At 67.2% G+C, this 17,094-nt stretch carries 15 protein-coding genes and 2 pseudogenes; 7 read left to right on the forward strand and 10 right to left on the reverse strand.

The features are described from left to right. Positions 1-64 precede the first annotated feature (64 nt). Positions 65-1,189 carry a ferredoxin reductase gene (locus GOAMI_RS00110; RefSeq protein ID WP_006434339.1) on the reverse strand — a complete coding sequence of 375 codons (1,125 nt, stop codon included), beginning with the start codon at positions 1,187-1,189 and terminating at the stop codon, positions 65-67. Between the two features lie 158 nt (positions 1,190-1,347). Between GOAMI_RS00110 and GOAMI_RS00115 the strand changes: the two genes are divergently transcribed. From GOAMI_RS00115 to GOAMI_RS00130, 4 genes are all read left to right on the forward strand, one after another. Beyond that, complete coding sequence (locus GOAMI_RS00115; RefSeq protein WP_024497798.1) at positions 1,348-2,007, forward strand: TetR family transcriptional regulator; 660 nt, start codon at positions 1,348-1,350, stop codon at positions 2,005-2,007. A gap of 248 nt (positions 2,008-2,255) precedes the next feature. Next, a complete protein-coding gene (locus GOAMI_RS00120) occupies positions 2,256-3,434 on the forward strand; it encodes an LLM class flavin-dependent oxidoreductase (RefSeq protein ID WP_006434341.1) in 1,179 nt (392 codons plus the stop codon). 45 nt (positions 3,435-3,479) lie between these two features. After that, positions 3,480-4,592, forward strand: a complete 1,113-nt coding sequence (gene sfnG / locus GOAMI_RS00125; RefSeq protein WP_006434342.1) for a dimethylsulfone monooxygenase SfnG — start codon at positions 3,480-3,482, stop codon at positions 4,590-4,592. After that, on the forward strand, positions 4,589-5,833 hold the full coding sequence (locus GOAMI_RS00130; RefSeq protein WP_006434343.1) for an SfnB family sulfur acquisition oxidoreductase: 1,245 nt from the start codon (positions 4,589-4,591) through the stop codon (positions 5,831-5,833). The genes sfnG and GOAMI_RS00130 overlap by 4 nt, the downstream gene beginning before the upstream one ends. Before the next feature lie 9 nt (positions 5,834-5,842). On the opposite strand, the gene GOAMI_RS00135 is transcribed toward GOAMI_RS00130, so the two are convergent. Beyond that, positions 5,843-7,042: a TerD family protein gene (locus GOAMI_RS00135; protein ID WP_006434344.1), complete on the reverse strand. Its 1,200-nt coding sequence runs from the start codon at positions 7,040-7,042 to the stop codon at positions 5,843-5,845. Between the two features lie 178 nt (positions 7,043-7,220). On the opposite strand from GOAMI_RS00135, the gene GOAMI_RS00140 reads away from it, so the two are divergent. Beyond that, positions 7,221-8,066: a serine hydrolase gene (locus GOAMI_RS00140; protein ID WP_006434345.1), complete on the forward strand. Its 846-nt coding sequence runs from the start codon at positions 7,221-7,223 to the stop codon at positions 8,064-8,066. Between the two features lie 7 nt (positions 8,067-8,073). Here GOAMI_RS00140 and GOAMI_RS00145 read toward each other — a convergent pair whose 3' ends face one another. The 5 genes and pseudogenes from GOAMI_RS00145 to GOAMI_RS00165 form a co-directional block, all read right to left on the reverse strand. Further along, a complete protein-coding gene (locus GOAMI_RS00145; RefSeq protein WP_006434346.1) occupies positions 8,074-9,393 on the reverse strand; it encodes a YibE/F family protein in 1,320 nt (439 codons plus the stop codon). An 82-nt stretch (positions 9,394-9,475) separates the two neighbouring features. After that, the gene (locus GOAMI_RS00150) at positions 9,476-10,414 is read right to left on the reverse strand and encodes a MetQ/NlpA family ABC transporter substrate-binding protein (RefSeq protein ID WP_006434347.1); all 939 of its coding nucleotides are present in this window, start codon (positions 10,412-10,414) and stop codon (positions 9,476-9,478) included. A 61-nt stretch (positions 10,415-10,475) separates the two neighbouring features. Further along, positions 10,476-11,180, reverse strand: a complete 705-nt coding sequence (locus GOAMI_RS00155) for a methionine ABC transporter permease (RefSeq protein ID WP_006434348.1) — start codon at positions 11,178-11,180, stop codon at positions 10,476-10,478. Positions 11,181-11,241: 61 nt separating this feature from the next. Further along, positions 11,242-12,219, reverse strand: a pseudogene (locus GOAMI_RS22410) (methionine ABC transporter ATP-binding protein); the annotation flags it as partial. Positions 12,220-12,232: 13 nt separating this feature from the next. Continuing rightward, positions 12,233-13,693, reverse strand: a complete 1,461-nt coding sequence (locus GOAMI_RS00165; protein WP_006434350.1) for an LLM class flavin-dependent oxidoreductase — start codon at positions 13,691-13,693, stop codon at positions 12,233-12,235. Between the two features lie 92 nt (positions 13,694-13,785). On the opposite strand from GOAMI_RS00165, the gene GOAMI_RS00170 reads away from it, so the two are divergent. Beyond that, the gene (locus GOAMI_RS00170; protein WP_006434351.1) at positions 13,786-14,289 is read left to right on the forward strand and encodes a mycothiol transferase; all 504 of its coding nucleotides are present in this window, start codon (positions 13,786-13,788) and stop codon (positions 14,287-14,289) included. 110 nt (positions 14,290-14,399) lie between these two features. On the opposite strand, the gene GOAMI_RS00175 is transcribed toward GOAMI_RS00170, so the two are convergent. Then, complete coding sequence (locus GOAMI_RS00175) at positions 14,400-14,816, reverse strand: DUF6764 family protein (protein WP_006434352.1); 417 nt, start codon at positions 14,814-14,816, stop codon at positions 14,400-14,402. A 141-nt stretch (positions 14,817-14,957) separates the two neighbouring features. Here GOAMI_RS00175 and GOAMI_RS00180 point away from each other — a divergent pair, with 141 nt between their 5' ends. Then, on the forward strand, positions 14,958-15,887 hold the full coding sequence (locus GOAMI_RS00180) for an LLM class F420-dependent oxidoreductase (protein ID WP_006434353.1): 930 nt from the start codon (positions 14,958-14,960) through the stop codon (positions 15,885-15,887). A gap of 3 nt (positions 15,888-15,890) precedes the next feature. Here the strand turns inward: GOAMI_RS00180 and GOAMI_RS00185 are convergent. Both GOAMI_RS00185 and GOAMI_RS00190 read right to left on the reverse strand, forming a co-directional pair. After that, positions 15,891-16,621 (reverse strand): annotated as a pseudogene (locus tag GOAMI_RS00185) (pirin family protein). After that, positions 16,621-17,091 (reverse strand): MarR family winged helix-turn-helix transcriptional regulator, encoded by a 471-nt coding sequence (locus GOAMI_RS00190; RefSeq protein ID WP_006434355.1) that lies wholly within the window; start codon positions 17,089-17,091, stop codon positions 16,621-16,623. The pseudogene GOAMI_RS00185 and the gene GOAMI_RS00190 overlap by 1 nt, the downstream one beginning before the upstream one ends. Positions 17,092-17,094: the final 3 nt, after the last annotated feature.

Here is a 17,094-nt window from a genome sequence, read left to right on the forward strand (position 1 = left end):
GTGCCTCCTGCTGGGTAGGAGAGGGAATGGGTGGTGGTCAGCGGGATCGGGTGATCGTCGACCGTCAGAGTTCGATGTCGACGGAGCCGACCGGCGCGTTGATGCACAGTTGAATCTGTGTGTCGGACTCGGTGTCGGTCTCGCCGGTCAGCACGTTGCGGGTGCACCCCGATTTCTTGACGGCGGTGCACGAGAAGCAGATCCCCATGCGGCAACCGGACTCCGGGGTGAGCCCGGCGGCCTCGGCCTGGTCGAGGATCGGGCGACCGTCGTTGGTCGCCGTGGTGCCCGACCGGGAGAACGTGAGTTCGCCCTCGACCGAATCCGGGTCGACGACCGTCGTCGGGGTCAGAGTGAACGCCTCGCTGTGCAGTGGCTGCGAGATGCCGAGCGCGGCATGTACCTCGGCGACGGCATCCATCAGGGCCCGCGGTCCGCAGACGAAGACGTCGGCGTCGGCCAGACCGGGGACGTCGTCGAGGTGAGCGGCGGTGAAGTGACCGTCGCGATCGTCACGGGTGTGGTGTACCCGTAGGTCGATGTTGGGATGTGCGGACGCCAGCGCGACGAGTTCGTCGCGGTACGCGACCTCCGAGGCGGTGCGAGCGTAATGCACGAAAGTGATCGGTCCGGCGTACCCTCGGGCCACCAGAGTTCTCAACATTGAGAGCACAGGTGTAACGCCGCTGCCGCCGCTGATGAAGACGGCCGAGGTGGGGTCGGTCTCCGGTAGTACGAAGTCGCCGTCGGCCTGGGACAGTCCGACGACGTCACCCGGCCGGGCGTGTGCGCCCAGATGCTTGGAGACGAGGCCGTCGTCGTTGGCGGTGATGGTGAGTTCGATGTCGCCGTCGGGACCGGTGGCGGCATTCGCCGGAGAGAAGCACCTGGTGTGCCGAACGCCGTCGATGACGACGCTGAGCTGCACGAACTGTCCGGCACGGTGTCCTTGCCATTGGCGGGTCGGACGGATGGTGAGACGCACCGTGCGGGGCGTCGGGTGCTCGGCCCGGACGATCTCGCCGCGCAGGTCGCGCCAGGTGAGCATGGGGTCGAGCAGTTCGAGATAGCGGTCGACCGGATGCGGGGACAGTGCCGCCTCGACGATCGATCCGACCAGGCGGTTCCAGCGGCCGGGGCTGCCGGCGGCGGTGCCCCGGGTCGGGGTATGAGGTGTGCGGATGCTCATGAAAGGGCTCCGTTCGCATGATTCGGTGTACATGTGTACACAAACGAGTGTGACACGTGGCCGCCCGGGAGCGTCAAGCGGAAATCCCTGTGACGGCCGTCACTGTCGATGGGAGGTCGCGGTCCGGGCGGCGCGCGCCGGCGAATACACTCGACTCTGTGACACGCACGCGGAGTTCGAGCCAGCGCGATGCGCAGACGCGTGCGGACAAGAAGAACCAGACGCGCCAGGCGCTCCTCGACACGACGAGGTCCCTGGTCGGTGAGCGCAGCTTCGGCAGCATCAGCCTGCGCGAGGTCGCCCGCGGTGCGGGGATCGTGCCCACGGCCTTCTACCGGCACTTCGCCTCGATGGAGGACCTCGGGGTCACCGTCGTCGAGGATTCGATGCGGGTTCTGCGTCGCGCACTCCGAGAGGGTCGGCGCGATCTGGCGGCTCGCGAGGCGATGCCGACCGCGAAGAACTCCCTCGACATCCTGTTGCGTCACGTTCGCGAGAACGAGTCGCAGTTCCGATTCCTCATTCGCGAGCAGCACGGCGGTATCGCGGAGATCCGCCGCGCCATCGACACCGAGCTCCGGCTCTTCTCCAAAGAGCTGACCATCGACCTCGCCCGGATTCCGGACCTCGCGCCCTGGCAACCCGAGGACCTCGAGATCGCCGCCGAACTCATCGTCACGATCATGCTGACCGCGGTCGCCGATCTGCTCGACGGCGAGTACCGCGGTCGCGGCGTCGAGAAGGAGATCGTCGAGCGCACCGAACGCCAGTTGGTGATGGTGTTTCTCGGCATGGGGCAGTGGCGTCCGTCTGATTAGGGCGTGACCGGCTCGGTGACGCGCATGCGACCGTCGTCCTGCCCGTGACCTGCGTGAACGCAGTCGTTACCGAACTCTGCGGACCGTTGTCCACTTGGCGTCACAGAGATTTCAACTGTGGCCGGGTGTCTCGCCGGTGTTCGACACTGTGGCCGACATGTGTGTCGCAGCGCGGGTCCTTCGGTCTGCGCTGCCGATCGCACCTGCCGCTCCACCCCTTCTGCTCCACGACGAAAGGTGCCTCCGCGGTGTCTCTGCATTTCCACTGGTTCCTGCCCACCTACGGTGACTCCCGCAACCTGATCGCGGGCGGGCACGGCAGCCAGATGAACGGGGACCGGCCGGCCGACCTTCGATACCTCAAGCAGCTCGCGGCCGCGGCCGAAATCAACGGCTTCGAAGCGGTACTGACCCCGGCGGGACTGTGGTGTGAGGACGCGTGGCTGACCACTGCGGCACTCATCGACGCGACGGAGAGCCTGAAGTTCCTGATCGCCTTCCGTCCCGGACTCATCTCCCCGCTGCTCGCCGCCCAGATGTCGGCGACCTTCCAGTGGCATTCCGAAGGCCGTCTCCTGATCAACGTCGTCACCGGTGGCGAGTCCAGTGAGCAGCGCGCCTTCGGCGATTTCCTGGCCAAGAACGCGCGCTATGAGCGCTGCGCGGAGTACCTGGAGATCATCCGTCGCGTGTGGACCGACGAGGAGCCCGTCGACTTCGTCGGCAAGCACCTGCGTGTCGAGAACGCGCTGCTCGGCCGTCGCCCGACCCCGACCCCGCCGGTCTTCTTCGGCGGCTCATCGCCGGCCGCGGGTGACGTGGCAGCCAGATATGCCGACACCTACCTGACCTGGGGCGAGCGGCCGGAAGCCGTCTCCGAGAAGATCGCTTGGATCAACGGACTCGCCGCTGCGCAGGGCCGGACGCTCGATCACGGCATCCGCTTCCACGTCATCGCCCGGGAGACCTCCGAGCAGGCCTGGGCCGAGGCGGAACGCCTTCTCGACAATCTCGATCCCGCTCAGGTCGCCGCCGCTCAGCGGAACCTCGCGCAGTCGGAGTCGGAAGGTCAGCGTCGTATGTCCGAACTGCATGGTCGCGGAGCAGCTTTCGAGGGTTCGACCGACCCGCGCTCGCTACAGATCCACCCGGGCGTCTGGTCCGGCGTCGGCCTGGTGCGCGGCGGTGCCGGCACCGCGCTCGTCGGTTCCTACGACGAGGTCGCGGAGCTGATCGGCGAGTACGCGGCCCTCGGACTCGACCACTTCATCCTGTCCGGATACCCGCACCTCGAGGAGGCCTACCACTTCGGTGAAGGCGTCCGACCCGCGCTGGCTCGACGCGGTCTGCTCGACGCGGCCGACGCCCGTCCGAGCGAAGAGGTCCGTACCGCGTTCCTGCCGCGCCTGCAGGCCGCATCGTCCTGATCGATCCACGTTCCACCCTGAGAATCCACCTGCGGAGGTAACACCATGTCCACCGAATCCATCGCGGACCAGATCAAGTTCGCCTACTGGGTGCCGAACGTCAGTGGCGGCCTGGTCACCAGCACCATCGAACAGCGCACGAGCTGGGACTATGACTACAACATCAAGCTCGCCCAGACCGCGGAGAACAACGGCTTCGAGTACGCCCTCTCGCAGGTACGTTACGAGGCCAGCTACGGCGCCGAATACCAGCACGAGTCGACCAGTTTCAGCCTCGCCCTGCTGCTCGCGACGCAGCGGCTGAAGGTGATCGCCGCCGTGCATCCGGGCCTGTGGCATCCGGCGGTCCTCGCCAAGCTCGGCGCCACCGCCGACCACCTGTCCAAGGGCCGTTTCGCGATCAACGTGGTCAGCGGCTGGTTCAAGGACGAGTTCACCCACCTCGGTGAGCCGTGGCTCGAACACGACGAGCGCTATCGCCGCAGCGGCGAGTTCCTCGAGGTCATCCGCAAGATCTGGACCGAGGACAACGTCGACTACCGCGGGGACTTCTACCGAATCCACGACTTCACGCTGAAGTCGAAACCGCTCAACACCCCCGAGCGTCCGAACCCGGAGCTCTTCCAGGGCGGCAACTCCACCGCGGCCCGCAGCAACGGCGGCCGCTTCGCGGACTGGTACTTCTCCAACGGCAAGGACTTCGACGGCGTCACCGAGCAGCTCGACGACCTGCGCGCCGTCGCGCAGTCCCACAACCGTTCGGTGAAGTTCGGCCTCAACGGCTTCATCATCGCCCGCGACACCGAGAAGGAAGCCCGCGACACCCTGCGCGAGATCGTCGAGAAGGCGAATCGTCCTGCGGTGGAAGGTTTCCGGGATGCCGTACAGCAGGCCGGCAACTCGACCGGTGACAAGAAGGGCATGTGGGCGGACTCGAAGTTCGAGGACCTCGTCCAGTACAACGACGGCTTCAAGACGCAGCTGATCGGTACCCCGGAGCAGATCGCGGAGCGCATCGTCGCCTACAAGCGTCTCGGCGTCGACCTCATTCTCGGCGGCTTCCTGCATTTCCAGGAGGAGATCGAGTACTTCGGCGAGAAGGTGCTCCCGCTCGTGCGCGAACTCGAGGCATCGCTGACCCCCGCAGCAGTTCTGTGACGGCTGTAGGTCAGGCCCGACCCGAATCGGCGAGCCGGATCCAATCGACGGCCGAAGCTCTTTCCGTCGCACGGGAACTCGCTGCGACGTTCGCGGCCGGTGCAGTCGAGCGCGATCGCGACCGCCGCCTGCCGTTCGCCGAGATCGATCGGCTGTCGGCGTCGGGTCTTCTCGCGTTGACGGTGCCCGCACGGTTCGGTGGGCTCGACGTGTCGCCGAGTGTGCTGGCCGAGGTCGTCTCGATACTTGCCGCCGCCGATCCCAGCATTGCGCAGATCCCGCACAGTCATTTCGTCTACCTCAACCTGGTGCGCCTCTCCGCGGGAGATACGTTGGCCGAGCGCATCTTCACCGATGTCCTGGCCGGTGGCCGGGTGGCCAACGCGCAGTCGGAGCGGGGCGGCAAGACCATCGCGGACATCTCGACCCGTCTGACCCCGATCGACGGCGACGGTGGGCGGTACGTCCTCGAGGGTGAGAAGTTCTACTGCACGGGTTCGCTGTTCGCGCACACGCTCGCCGTCCTGGCGAAGCTCGATGTGGCGGCCGGCGACCTCGCACCGGGCGAATATGTGGCCTTCATCCCCGCGGATGCGCCCGGTGTGGAGATCATCGACGACTGGGATGCCGTGGGACAGCGGACGACCGGTTCGGGAACCGTCCGATTCTCGGGTGTCGGAGTGACCGCGGCCGACCTCGTGGCGCGCGCGTCGGCGACGTCGGCACCCACCGCGTACGGCGCGTACGCGCAGTTGCTCCACGTCGCGATCGATGTGGGCATCGCTCGGGGTGCGCTGACCGCGGCGGTCGAGTTCGTGCGGACCAAGGCCCGTCCGTGGTTCGAGGCGGGTGTCGACCGGGCGGTCGACGATCCGTTGGTGGTCCAGCGTTTCGGTGAACTAGAGGTCGACGTCGCGACTGCCGAGGCGATGCTCGTCGCCTCGGGTCGCAAGGTCGACGAGGCCGTCGACGGCTCGGCAGGCGCGCCGCGTGAACTCGTCGCCGAGGCGTCGATCGCGGTGGCGCGTGCCAAGGCCGTGGCCGACCGGGTCGCGACGCCGGTCGCGTCGGCGCTTTTCGAGGTGAGCGGAACCCGCAGTGCCGCGGCCGGGACGGGGCTCGATCGCTACTGGCGTGACGCCCGGACGCACACTCTGCACGATCCGGTCCGGTGGAAGTACCAGCACATCGGGCGCTGGCTGCTCCGTGGGGAGGATCCGCCGCTGCACGGCGTGATCTGATCTGCTCTTCTACAGGTATTTGCCCACGTGTGAGAGCGCCTTCTTCGGTGTCTTGGCGTCGAATCCCTCGCCGATCGCCCGTAGCTTCCATTCATCGCCGTCGCGGCTGATGACCGCCATCGCGACGGCGGTGAACGGCATGCCGCCCTTGAGGGTGTAGCGGGCGAGTTCGGCTGACGTCGTCTCGTCGACGAGACGGCAGTAGGCGTTCTCGATCTTCTCGAAGGTGTGGCCGCGGTAGGACGTGACGATGAACATCAGTGCGTCGATACGGGCCGGAACCGACTGCAGCGCAACGCGGATGACCTCGTCGTCGCCCTCGCCCTCGCCGGTCAGGTTGTCGCCCGAGTGCAGGACCGAACGGTCCTTGCTGTTGAGGTGGCCGTAGTACACGGTCTCGACGCACTGGCCGCCGGAGAACATCAGCACCGACGCGTCGAGGTCGATCGACCCGCCGCGGCTGAATCCTCCGCGTACCGGGTCCCAGCCGAGGCCCATGCGGATGTTGGTGAGCTTGACGCCACCCTCCTTGCGCAGCGTGACCTTCTGGCCCTTGGTGAGGCTGACCGGACGGTCCTTGCTCAGGCTGATCTCCGGTGCCCGAGGTGGAGCGGGTGGCGGCGTGGGAGCAGGCGGGGGAGTCGGCGCAGGTGGGGGAGCGGCGGGCGGCGAATAGGTCGGCGTGGTCTGCACGGGTGCGGGAGTCGGCTCCTCGTCGACGCTGACACCGTGGTCGCGGACGAGATCGGCGAACCCGCCGGCATATCCCTGCCCGACGGCGCGCACCTTCCAGTCGAGGTTGCGCCGGTAGACCTCGAGGGCGATGACGACGGATTCCGACGTGAGGCCGGTGACGGTGAAGTCGTAGAGTTCACGCCCGCCGCCATCGGTCACCCGTGCGAGCGGCGGCGCGAACCGGCCGAACGTGGAGCTCGTGTCGTCGAGGGTGATGACGGCACGGACGGCGTCGATGTCCGCGGGGATCTCGTTGGTCGAGATGTGCAGTCGCGCCGGACCGTTGGGCGCCTGCTGCAACGAAACACCCGGACCGGTGGGCTGGTTGTAGAAGACGAAGTCGTTGTCGCTGCGCACGACGCCGCGGTCGGTCACCAGCAGTGCCGACACGTCGGTGGCGGTCGCGAGTTCGACGGAGACGACGATCTGGGAGGTCGACAGCGGGCCGTTCTGGCCTTTGGTCAGCGAGGGCATGGTGCTCAGCGTAGTCATCGGTCGCCGTCGGCGTGATGCCGGTCGCAGCAAGGTCCCGATTGGGTATACGAGCTGGTCACCCGGCCGGCCGCGGCACTACTCTCGTGTGTCTAAAGTGACTCAGGAGAAAATTGTGAAAGTTGTGACTCGGTGTGCGCTGGTCGTCGGTGCTGTGATGATGTCCCTCGTCGTCGGCGCCGGAAGCGCGAGCGCGGTTCCGCTCCCGGCGCTGCCGCCGCTGCCCGAGCCGTTCGCGTCCTGGTTCACGCCACCGGAGCCGGTCGACAAGAAGCTGGCGAAGAGCTACGCCGCACTCCAGAAGTCGATGAAGAAGTCACTGCCCGGCCAGCTGGGCGTCGCCATCGTGCCGGTCGGCAGCGACCAGGTCATCTCGCTGGGATCGCTCAAGGCGGGCCGGGCATGGTCGACGATGAAGGTTCCGGTTTCGCTGGCCGCCCAACGCGAGCGCGGTCCCGCCGTCGCAAGGATGGAGGACAAGGCGATCACCTTCTCCGACAACGACGCCGCGGGCGAACTGTGGGGAGCACTCGGCGGCGGGCGCGCCTCCGTCGACGCGGTGACCGCCGTGCTGCGCGAAGGACACGACACCCGGACGCACGTCTCCTCGGAGATCGACACCCCGGCGTCGTATCCGGGGTACACCTCCTGGGCTCTGCGCGACCAGGCCCTGTTCGGCGCGCATCTACCCTGCCTGCCCGGCAGCGAGCACATCATCCGGCTGATGAGCGACGTCGCCCCGAACCAGCAGTGGGGCATCGCCAGGGTCGGCCGGAACAAGGGGGCGGTGACCGCCGTCAAGGGCGGCTGGGGTCCGGCCACGTCCAGAACCGGTGGTCATCTCGTGCGTCAGCTCGGCATCATCAGCACGGTCGACGGCCAGGTCGCGGTCTCGATGGCGGCGATCCCACGCAGCGGGTCGTTCACCGACGGCACCAAGATGCTCACGCGACTGGGCAACTGGCTCGGCAAGAACCTGGCCGAGCTGCCCAAGGGACGGTGCTGAACTCCCCTCAGCTCGCCGCGGGTGACGGCATGCCCGCCGGTCGGCAGAGGGCCGCGGCGATCGCGGTGGTCAGCGGAACCGACAAGGCGATCGCGATACCGCCGACGAAGGACCGCGCGAGTTCGACGGCCACCACGTCAGTGGTGAGCAGACCTCCGAGGGGTTGCTGGGCGACCGAGAAGAGCAGCATCAGCGGCAGGGCGCTGCCGGCGTAGGCGAAGACCAGGGTGTAGACGGTGCTCGCGATGTGGTCGCGTCCCACGCGCATCGCGGCCTTGAAGGTCGCGAGCCGGGTCGGTTCGCCCGCGGCGGCCAGTTCGAAGGCCGCGGACGCCTGGGTGATCGTCACGTCGTTGAGGACGCCGAGCGTGCCGATGATGAATCCGGCCAGCAGTAGACCGCTGACCGAGATGTTGCCCTGATAGACCTGCAGATTGGTGGTCTGGTCGCCGGACAAACCGGTCAGGTTCATCGTCTCGATCGCCAGCCAGCTCAACAGGCCGGCCATCAGCAGTGAGGTCAACGTGCCGAGCAGGGCCGAACTCGTACGGAGGCTGACGCCGTGTGCGAGGTAGAGCACGACGAACAGGATCGCCGCCGACGACACCACCGCCACCGCGACCGGGGATGATCCATCGAGGATGGCCGGCAGGGTGAACCCGCCGAGGACGACGAAGGCGAAGGCGAGGCCGAGAATCGAGCGGAATCCGCGCCACGCCGCGACCAGCACGATGGCCGCGATGAAGAGGATCGCCCAGACGATCGTGGCCGTGCCGCGCTGGAAGTCGAAGAAGGTGTACCGGTTGCCTTCCGGTCCGGGCACCGTCGAGAGCCGGATCGCATCGCCGACGTGGAGCGTCGGCTGACCGGCCTGCGGCTCGTCGCTCGCGCCCGGGGTCGGCGTGCCCTCGGGTCCCGGTTCGGTCCCCGACTGTGCACCCTTCGTGGGGATCTCCAACACCGTGTACCGGCCGGCGGCCTCACCCGAGTCGATGCGGACCGCGTTCAGGATGCAGGGCCCGCCGGCGACCGGGTTGACGGGGATATCGGCGGTCTCGAGCACCGACCCCGCCGCCGGGTTGAGACAGTTCGCGCGGAACTGGTCGACGACCTCGCCGTCGACCGTCTGGATCGAGCCGCCGTCGGCCGCCCGGAACTGCGTGGGCACCGGATGCTCGGAATCCGACGGCCAGAGAACGATCATTCCGATCGTCACAGCCACCGCGGTGACCGCCAGGGTCCCGATGACCAGCCACCGCGCGAACGGGGACAGCATGTGGGAGATGTCGGTCAGCGAATGTGAATGACCGTGATGTGTGCGCTCCACGCCGGTGAGCCTATGCGTAAGCGCCCTGGTCGTGGTGTGCGACCCGGGCGCCCGGTGTGAACACGCGTCACGGAATGGTGGCCTACAAGGGAAGGAGAATGTTCTTCACCTGCGGATCGATGCGCAGGAATTCCTGCACCGCGGGATCCTTGAACGCGGCGACGAGGTTCTTGATGTTGTCGGTGTTCTCCCACTCGGTGCCGATGGTGAGCTGTCCGGCGAACTCGTCGGGGGCCGGGGGAGCGTAGATCTGCTTCTCGATCGGGATGTTCGCGGCCAGGTAGTACTCGGTGTAGCCGACGGTCGCGTCGAGATCGGCCAGCGACCGGGACTGAGCGGCGAAGTCGAGCAGCACGAACTGCAGGTTGCGCGGGTTGGTGGCGATGTCCTTCTGGGTCGCCGTCCACTTGTCGATGCCCGGTTTGAGGGTGATCAGGCCGGCGCGCTCCAGCAGCCACAGGCCCTGTGCCTCGTTCGCGGGATCGGAGTACAGCGAGACCTTCGCGTTCTGCGGGAGGTCCTGGACGTTCTTGTACTTGTCCGACCAGATGCCGAAGCCCCAACGGAAGACCGGGGTGGCCGCGACTTCCTTGAAGTCGGGGTTGGCCTCGAGCACCTGGGACAGCCACAGCTTGTGCTGGTAGACGGTACCCGCGACCTCACCGTCGCTGACTGCGCGGTTGAGCGTGGTCGAGTCGGCGAGCCCCTTGAAGGCGACCTTGATCCCGTATCGGGGCGCGACCTCGTTGCCGATGTACTCGACGAGCGCCTGCTCGGCGGCGTTGCCCTCGGCGGTGACGACGGTGAGCGTCGCACCAGGGGTCTCGTTGGGGGAGGTCGAATCCGAGCCGAGGAACCGCCAGCCGAGGACGCCGGCCAGGACGGCGACGACGACGAGGACGCCGGCGATCAGCGGCCAGCGGCGACGCGTGGAGATCTCGATGTCGGAATTGCCTGCGGGCGGCGGAGTTTCGGGCGACTTGTCCGACACGTCAGTGGCGGAACCGGTGTCCTGGGACATGCGTGAACCTTTCAAGAGTGGTGAAAGTGAGACGAGGGGCTCTGGCGTGAAGGCGCGTCGGTCAGTGGTTGACGCGCTTGGAGGTCACCGGGTTGAGGCTGCGCGCGAGTGCGTCGCCGGCCAGCTGGATCAACGCCACGGTGATCACCAGCACGATGATCATGGCGACCATGACGCCCTGGTCGAAGCGCTGGTAGCCGTAGGTCACCGCCACGTAGCCGAGGCCGCCGGCGCCGATCGTGCCGGCAATGGTCGAGTATTCGATCATCGCGATGGTGTTGATGGTCAGACCACCCACGATGTTCGGCAGGGCCTCGGGAACCTGTGCCTTCCAGATGATCTGGGCGTTGGAGCCGCCCGATGCGCGGGCCACGTCGATCGTCGACGCCGGGACCGACCGCAGCGAGTTCTCCACGATGCGGGTGAAGAAGGCGATACCGGCGATGGACATCGGGACCACCGCGGCGATGCCGATGTTGGTGCCGGTGACGAGGCGGGTGAACGGGATGATCGCCGTCATCAACACCAGGAACGGCAACGACCGTCCGATGCTGATGATCCAGGACAACGGTGTGTGCAGTGCCCGGTTCTCGAAAAGGCCACCGGCAGCGAGGTTGTGGACCAGTGCGCCGAGCGGGACGCCGACGACGAGGACGACGACCATCACGATGCTGACCATCAGGACGGTGTCGACGAACGCCGGGAGCAGCAGATCGGGGATCTCGTCGAGCGGAACGGTGATGCCGGCCAGGTTGATCGTGCTCATGCCGCCACCTCCGCATTCTTCTTCTCGACGTCGACCTCGCTCGTGTCCGGGGACGGCGCTCGACCACTCGCGCGGCGAGTCCGAGTCCGCCTGCCGCGCCGACGAATGCGGACACGTGGCCGTTCGGGACGGAGACGGTGAGATCGCCGAAGGCGGTGCCGCCGATGGTCTGGACGTTCGCACCGAGCACCGAGATCGAGATGTCCAGGGACTTGCCGAGGCGGGTGAGCCAGTCGGCGGGCACCGTCGTCGAGTTGTAGACCACGGTGACCGCGACCTGGTCGGCGGTCGCGGATGCGCTGGGCCCGCGGGGTCGAAGTGCGCGTCCGAGAACCGAATCGGGATCGAGTACCAACTTCTCGAGGCGTCCGTGCTCGACGATGCGTCCGTGGTCGAGTCGGCCGACGGTGTCGGCGACGCGCACGATGGTGTCCATCTCGTGGGTGATGAACACGACTGCCAGACCCAGTTCGTTCCGGACCTCGGTCAGGAGTTCCAGGATGGTGTCGGTGGCGGCCGGGTCGAGTCCGGAGGTGGCCTCGTCCGACAGCAGCACCGACGGCTTCAGCGCCAGGGCGCGGGCGATGCCCACGCGCTGGCGCTGCCCGCCGGAGAGCTGGTGGGGGTACAGATTCGCCTTGTCGGACAGGCCCACCAGGTCGAGCAGGTCGGCGACCCGCGACGTGGTGGAAGCCTTTGTCGCGCCCAGGTACTCGAGCGGAAGGGCGACGTTCTGCGCTGCGGTCCGCCGCGAGAGCACACTGGCCGACTGGAAGACCGTGCCGATGCGGCGGCGGGCATCGCGGAATCCGGAGGTGCCGAGGGCGGTGAGGTCCTCGCCGTTGACGACGACCTTGCCCGACGTCGGGCGCTCCAGCAGGTTGAGGCAGCGTGCGAGCGTGCTCTTGCCCGCGCCGGACGGGCCGACGACGGCGAAGATCTCGCCGGAGGCGACGGTGAACTCGACGTCGTCGAGCACGGTGGTGGGGTTCGGCGAACCGACCCCGAAGATCTTGGTGAGTCCAACGACTTCGATCATCGTGCGGTCGCGATCACTTCGTGCCGATGGTGGTGAGGCGGTTGCGCTCACGGATCGAGTCGTCGATGGTCGAGTTCACGCCGCCGACGCGGTAGGTCGAACCGCGATGGCTCTCGGGCAAGTGATCGCCGCGGCCGAAAAGCTTGTGGCGCAGCGTACCCGGGACGTACTCGCGGTCGTAGACGCCGCGACGCTCGAGCGCGGGTATCACGTGGGTCACGATGTCCTCGAAGGAACCAGGTGTGACCGCGTAGGCGACGTTGAAGCCGTCGACGTCGGTCTCGTTCACCCAGTCCTGCAGCTGTTCGGCGACCTCGTCGCCCGATCCGATCAGGACGGGGCCCATGCCGCCGATGCCGCCCCAGGCCGCGATGTCACGGACACGCCATTCCTCGCCGCTCTCGGTGGCCTGCTGGAATGCGGCCACCGCCGACTGGATGGCGTTGCTGTGCACGTTGCCGATCGGCTCGTCGATGTCGTAGCTCGCGAGGTCGATGCCCATCCACCCGGACATGAAGACCAGCGCACCTTCTTCGCTCGCATAGGACTGGTACTCAGCGGCTTTCGCGCGAGCAGCCTCGGGCGTCGAATCGGTGATGATGGTGAGCAGCGTGTAGATCTTGGCGTCGTAGGGATCTCGTCCGGCCAGGACGAGTTCCTCGCGGATCTTGCTCACGACGTCGCGCAGGATCGCCTTGGTGGGTGCGGCGACGAAGACGGCTTCGGCGTTCTCCGCGGCGAAACGGCGACCGCGTGGTGAGGCGCCCGCCTGGTAGATGACCGGCGAACCCTGTGGCGACGGCTCGGAGAGGTGGATGCCGGGAACGGTGTAGTGCTCACCGTGGTGTCCGATGTGGTGGACCTTGGCCGGATCGGCGAAGATGCCCGCCTCGCGGTCGCGGCGTACCGCGTCCCGTTCCCAGGAGCCCTCCCACAGCTTGTAGAGCACGGTCAGGTACTCGTCGGCCTGGTCGTAGCGGTCGTCGTGTTCGAGCTGATCGTCGGCACCCATGTTGCGTGCGGCCGATGGCAGGTAACCGGTGACGACGTTCCAGCCGACGCGACCGCGGGTGAGGTGGTCGAGCGTCGACAGACGACGTGCGAACGGATAGGGGTGTTCGAAACCGGTGCCGGTGGTGACGCCGAACCCGAGGTGCTGGGTTGCGTGTGCCATCGCGGAAACCAGCAGCAGCAGCGGGTCGTTGACCGGGATCTGGGCGCCCTGGCGGATCGCTGCCTCGTCGGTGCCGGACAGGACGTCGTAGGTACCGAGGACGTCGGCGATGAACAGGCCGTCGAAGCCGCCGGTTTCCAGGAGCCGGGCGAGGTCGACCCAGTAGTCGATGGTGTTGTAGTTCCACGACCGGTCGCTCGGATGGCGCCACAGGCCGGGGGACTGGTGCGCAACGCAATTCATGTCGAAGGCGTTGAAGCGGATCTTACGGGTGGAGCGCGAGCCGTCGGCGGGGGTCACGGCAGGCTGGTTCTGTTCAGACACCGGAGGAATGATGCTGACGGATCGGCGGACTCGCCATCCTTGCGCGCACGGCGAACTAAACTTGCCGCATGCGCGCCACAGATGTGTTAATCGACGGTCTCGGACGGGTCGCCGGGAATGTTCATGCGCTGCTCAGCGATATCGAGCCGGACATCCTTAATCGGGCACCGGCGTCGGGAGCGAACACGATCGCCTGGCTGGTGTGGCACCTGACGCGCGTTCAGGATTCGCACATCGCCGACGTCGCCGACACCGACGAGGTATGGGTGAGCGGCGGTTGGGTCGATCGATTCGACCTGCCGTTCTCGCCGGCCGACAGCGGGTACGGCCATTCGGCCGAGGACGTGGCGCGGGTTGTCGTCGACGATGCGGAATTGCTCCGCGGTTACTACGACGCCACGCACGCGGTCAGCGTCGACTACATTGCGTCGCTGACGGATTCGGATCTGGATCGGATCGTCGACACCAACTGGGACCCGCCGGTGACGCTCGGTGTCCGCCTGGTCAGCGTGGTCGACGACGATGCCCAGCACATCGGGCAGGCGGCTTATCTCCGCGGGTTGTTCGTCTGACCGGCGGCGTCATGCCCGGGGAGACGGTGGAGGCAGGCCGACCCTGGGACTCCAGGCCGGTCGCCCTCCGCACCCGAAGGCACGAAACCGTTCTCTCGGCTGTCCGAGAGTTAGGACCTGCAGCCCTTGAAGGTCTGGAAGTCACCGGCGAATGCAGGGCCGCCCTTGCAGGTGGGGCCGTTCTTGCCGTCGACGACCACCTCGGCGCCGGGTCCTGCGATACCGATGGCCAGTCCGGCGCGGTCGCCGGTCATGGTGACAGTGGCACCGGGCCCGAGCGCGATCGCCGCGGGGCCGGCGAAGTTGTTCGCCTCGGAGGTGGCCTTGCCGCCGTTGTCGGTGATGGCCAGTGCCAGACCGGTGGGGCCGGACTCGGCGCTGCACGAGGCCATGGAGGAGGTCTGACCAGGCAGAGCGGGACACACCGCGGGGGCTGCACCGGCCGACGGCGAGGCGGCGAGCGATACCGCGGTCGCCCCGGCGGCAGCGACGACGAAACCGAGGGCTGTACGCGCAACTGTCTTCATTTAGGACTCCTTTGTCGAGTACTCGGCCGAGTACTGGGTTGGGTGTCGAGCTCAAGCGATTCGGATTCACCGCGGTGCCGGATGGGCCGCGGAGAACTCGCGCCGCACCTGGTGAATGCCCACTGCGCGTAAGTTGAAACCGTGCAATTGCGAATCTTCACCGAACCCCAGCAAGGCGCGACCTACGATCAGCTGCTCGCAGTCGCGAAGGCGACCGAGGAACTCGGATTCGACGCCTTCTTCCGCTCCGACCATTTCAGCGGCATGGGCGGCGACGGACTGCCCGGACCCTCGGATGCGTGGATCACGCTGGCCGGGCTGGCGCGGGAGACGTCGCGGATTCGACTGGGCACACTGGTCTCGTCGGCCACCTTCCGCCTGCCGGGCCCGTTCGCGATAGCGGTGGCCAACGTCGACCAGATGAGCGGCGGCCGAATCGAACTGGGTCTCGGTGCGGGCTGGTATGAGCCCGAGCACGAGGCGTACGGCATCCCGTTCCCGTCGCTGAAGGAACGGTTCGACCGGCTCGAGGAGAGCTTCGAGATCATCACCGGTCTGTGGGGTACGCCCGAGGGAAGCCGATTCGACTACCGCGGTGAGCATTTCCAGCTCAGCAACTCACCGGCGCTGCCGAAGCCGGTGCAGCGCCCCCGTCCGCCGATCATCGTCGGCGGCAGCGGAAAGAAGCGCACGCCGGCACTGGCGGCACGATTCGCCGACGAGTTCAACGTGGTGTTCCAGCCCGTGGACGTCGCACGTGAGCTGATCGGCAACGTGCGCGCGGCCTGCGCCGCGGCGGGGCGTCGTCCCGAGACCATGACCTATTCGGGTGCGCTCGTCTTGTGTTGTGGCAGTGACGAAGCCGAATTCCGGCGCCGTGCCGAGGCGATCGGCCGGGAGCCGGAGGAACTGCGCGAGAACGGCGCCGCGGGGACGCCCGACGAGGTCGTCGCGAAGATCGAGAGCTATCGCGAGCTCGGGATCACCCGGATGTATCTCCAGACCCTGGACCTCGACGATCTCGATCACCTCGAACTCGTTGCGTCGAAGGTGATCCCGCAACTCGGCTGAGCCTCAGGCGACGCCGGCGTGCATCTCCCAGAACAGGATCTCGGCTCCGCCGGAGCTGTGCAGGAAGATCTCGCCGGCGTTTCTCGTGCGCACCGCATCGCCTTCGAGGAGTCGGTCGTCGCCGGCCAGTTCCACCTCCCCTCGCGCCACGTAGAGGTGGCCGTAGGGGGAGGCGGGAAGAGTCACGGTCCGGCCGGCGGGCATCTGCGCCACATGCAGGGCGGCGGTGGAGTTGTTGATGGTCACCGGTGTCGTGGTCGCGTGGCGGGACAGCCCGGAGACGACGACCACGAGGTCGCCGGTCGCCAACGCGGCGGTGACGTCGGCCTCGGCGTAGCCGGGCTCGAGGCCGGTCTCCTCCGGAGCAACCCACATCTGGACCACGCGCAGATCGGTGCCGTCCAGACGGCCGGTGGCGTTGCTCTCGCTGTGGGAGATCCCGCGGCCGCAGTCATGCGTTGCACGATCCCGGGTTTCAGGATGCCGTCGTTTCCGGCGGAATCACGGTGGCGTAGTGCGCCGTCGAGGACCCAGGTGACGATCTCGGCGTCACGGTGCTGATGCCGGTCGAGTCCTTCGCCCGCGTCGACCCGATCGTCGTTGTGCACCAGCAGGACTCCGTGGGCGTTCGCCGCCAGATCGAAGTTGCCCGTCGCCGGAAACGACTGCCAGGACTCGAGCCATTCGTTGCGCCAGTGATGACGTTCGTCGGCCCGGATGATGGTGAATGACATCAGGTCTCCTGGGTTCTCGGATGAATGGTGTCGAGGTGGGCGGCGAGTCGTTCCATCACCGCTCGCAGCTCGCGTCCGTCCGACGGCCGGAGCGCCGAGAAGAACAGTGCATCGACGCATTGGTGGTGGTCGCGGGCGGCACTCCGGAACGCGGAGCGTCCCTCCTCGGTGAGTACCGCGTAGCTGCCGCGCCTGTCCTCGGTGGCGCGTTCCCGCTGCAGCCAGCCACGTTTCACCATCGCATCGACCTGATACGAGAGTCGCGACGTGGAGAACACCATGCGGTGCGCCAGATCTCGCATACGCAATCTGCCGCCCTCGCTCTCGTGGAGGACGAGCAGCACGCTGTAGTCGGCGAGGCTCATCCCGGTGCCGGCTCGCAGATCGTCGTCGAGCATGGTCTGCAGGCGCGCGGCGGTCTCGATGAAGACGCGCCACGCGCCCTGCAGGTCATCGGAATCGGTGGCCATGGA

The organism is Gordonia amicalis NBRC 100051 = JCM 11271, assembly GCF_000332995.1.
Classification (GTDB): Bacteria; Actinomycetota; Actinomycetes; order Mycobacteriales; family Mycobacteriaceae; genus Gordonia; species Gordonia amicalis.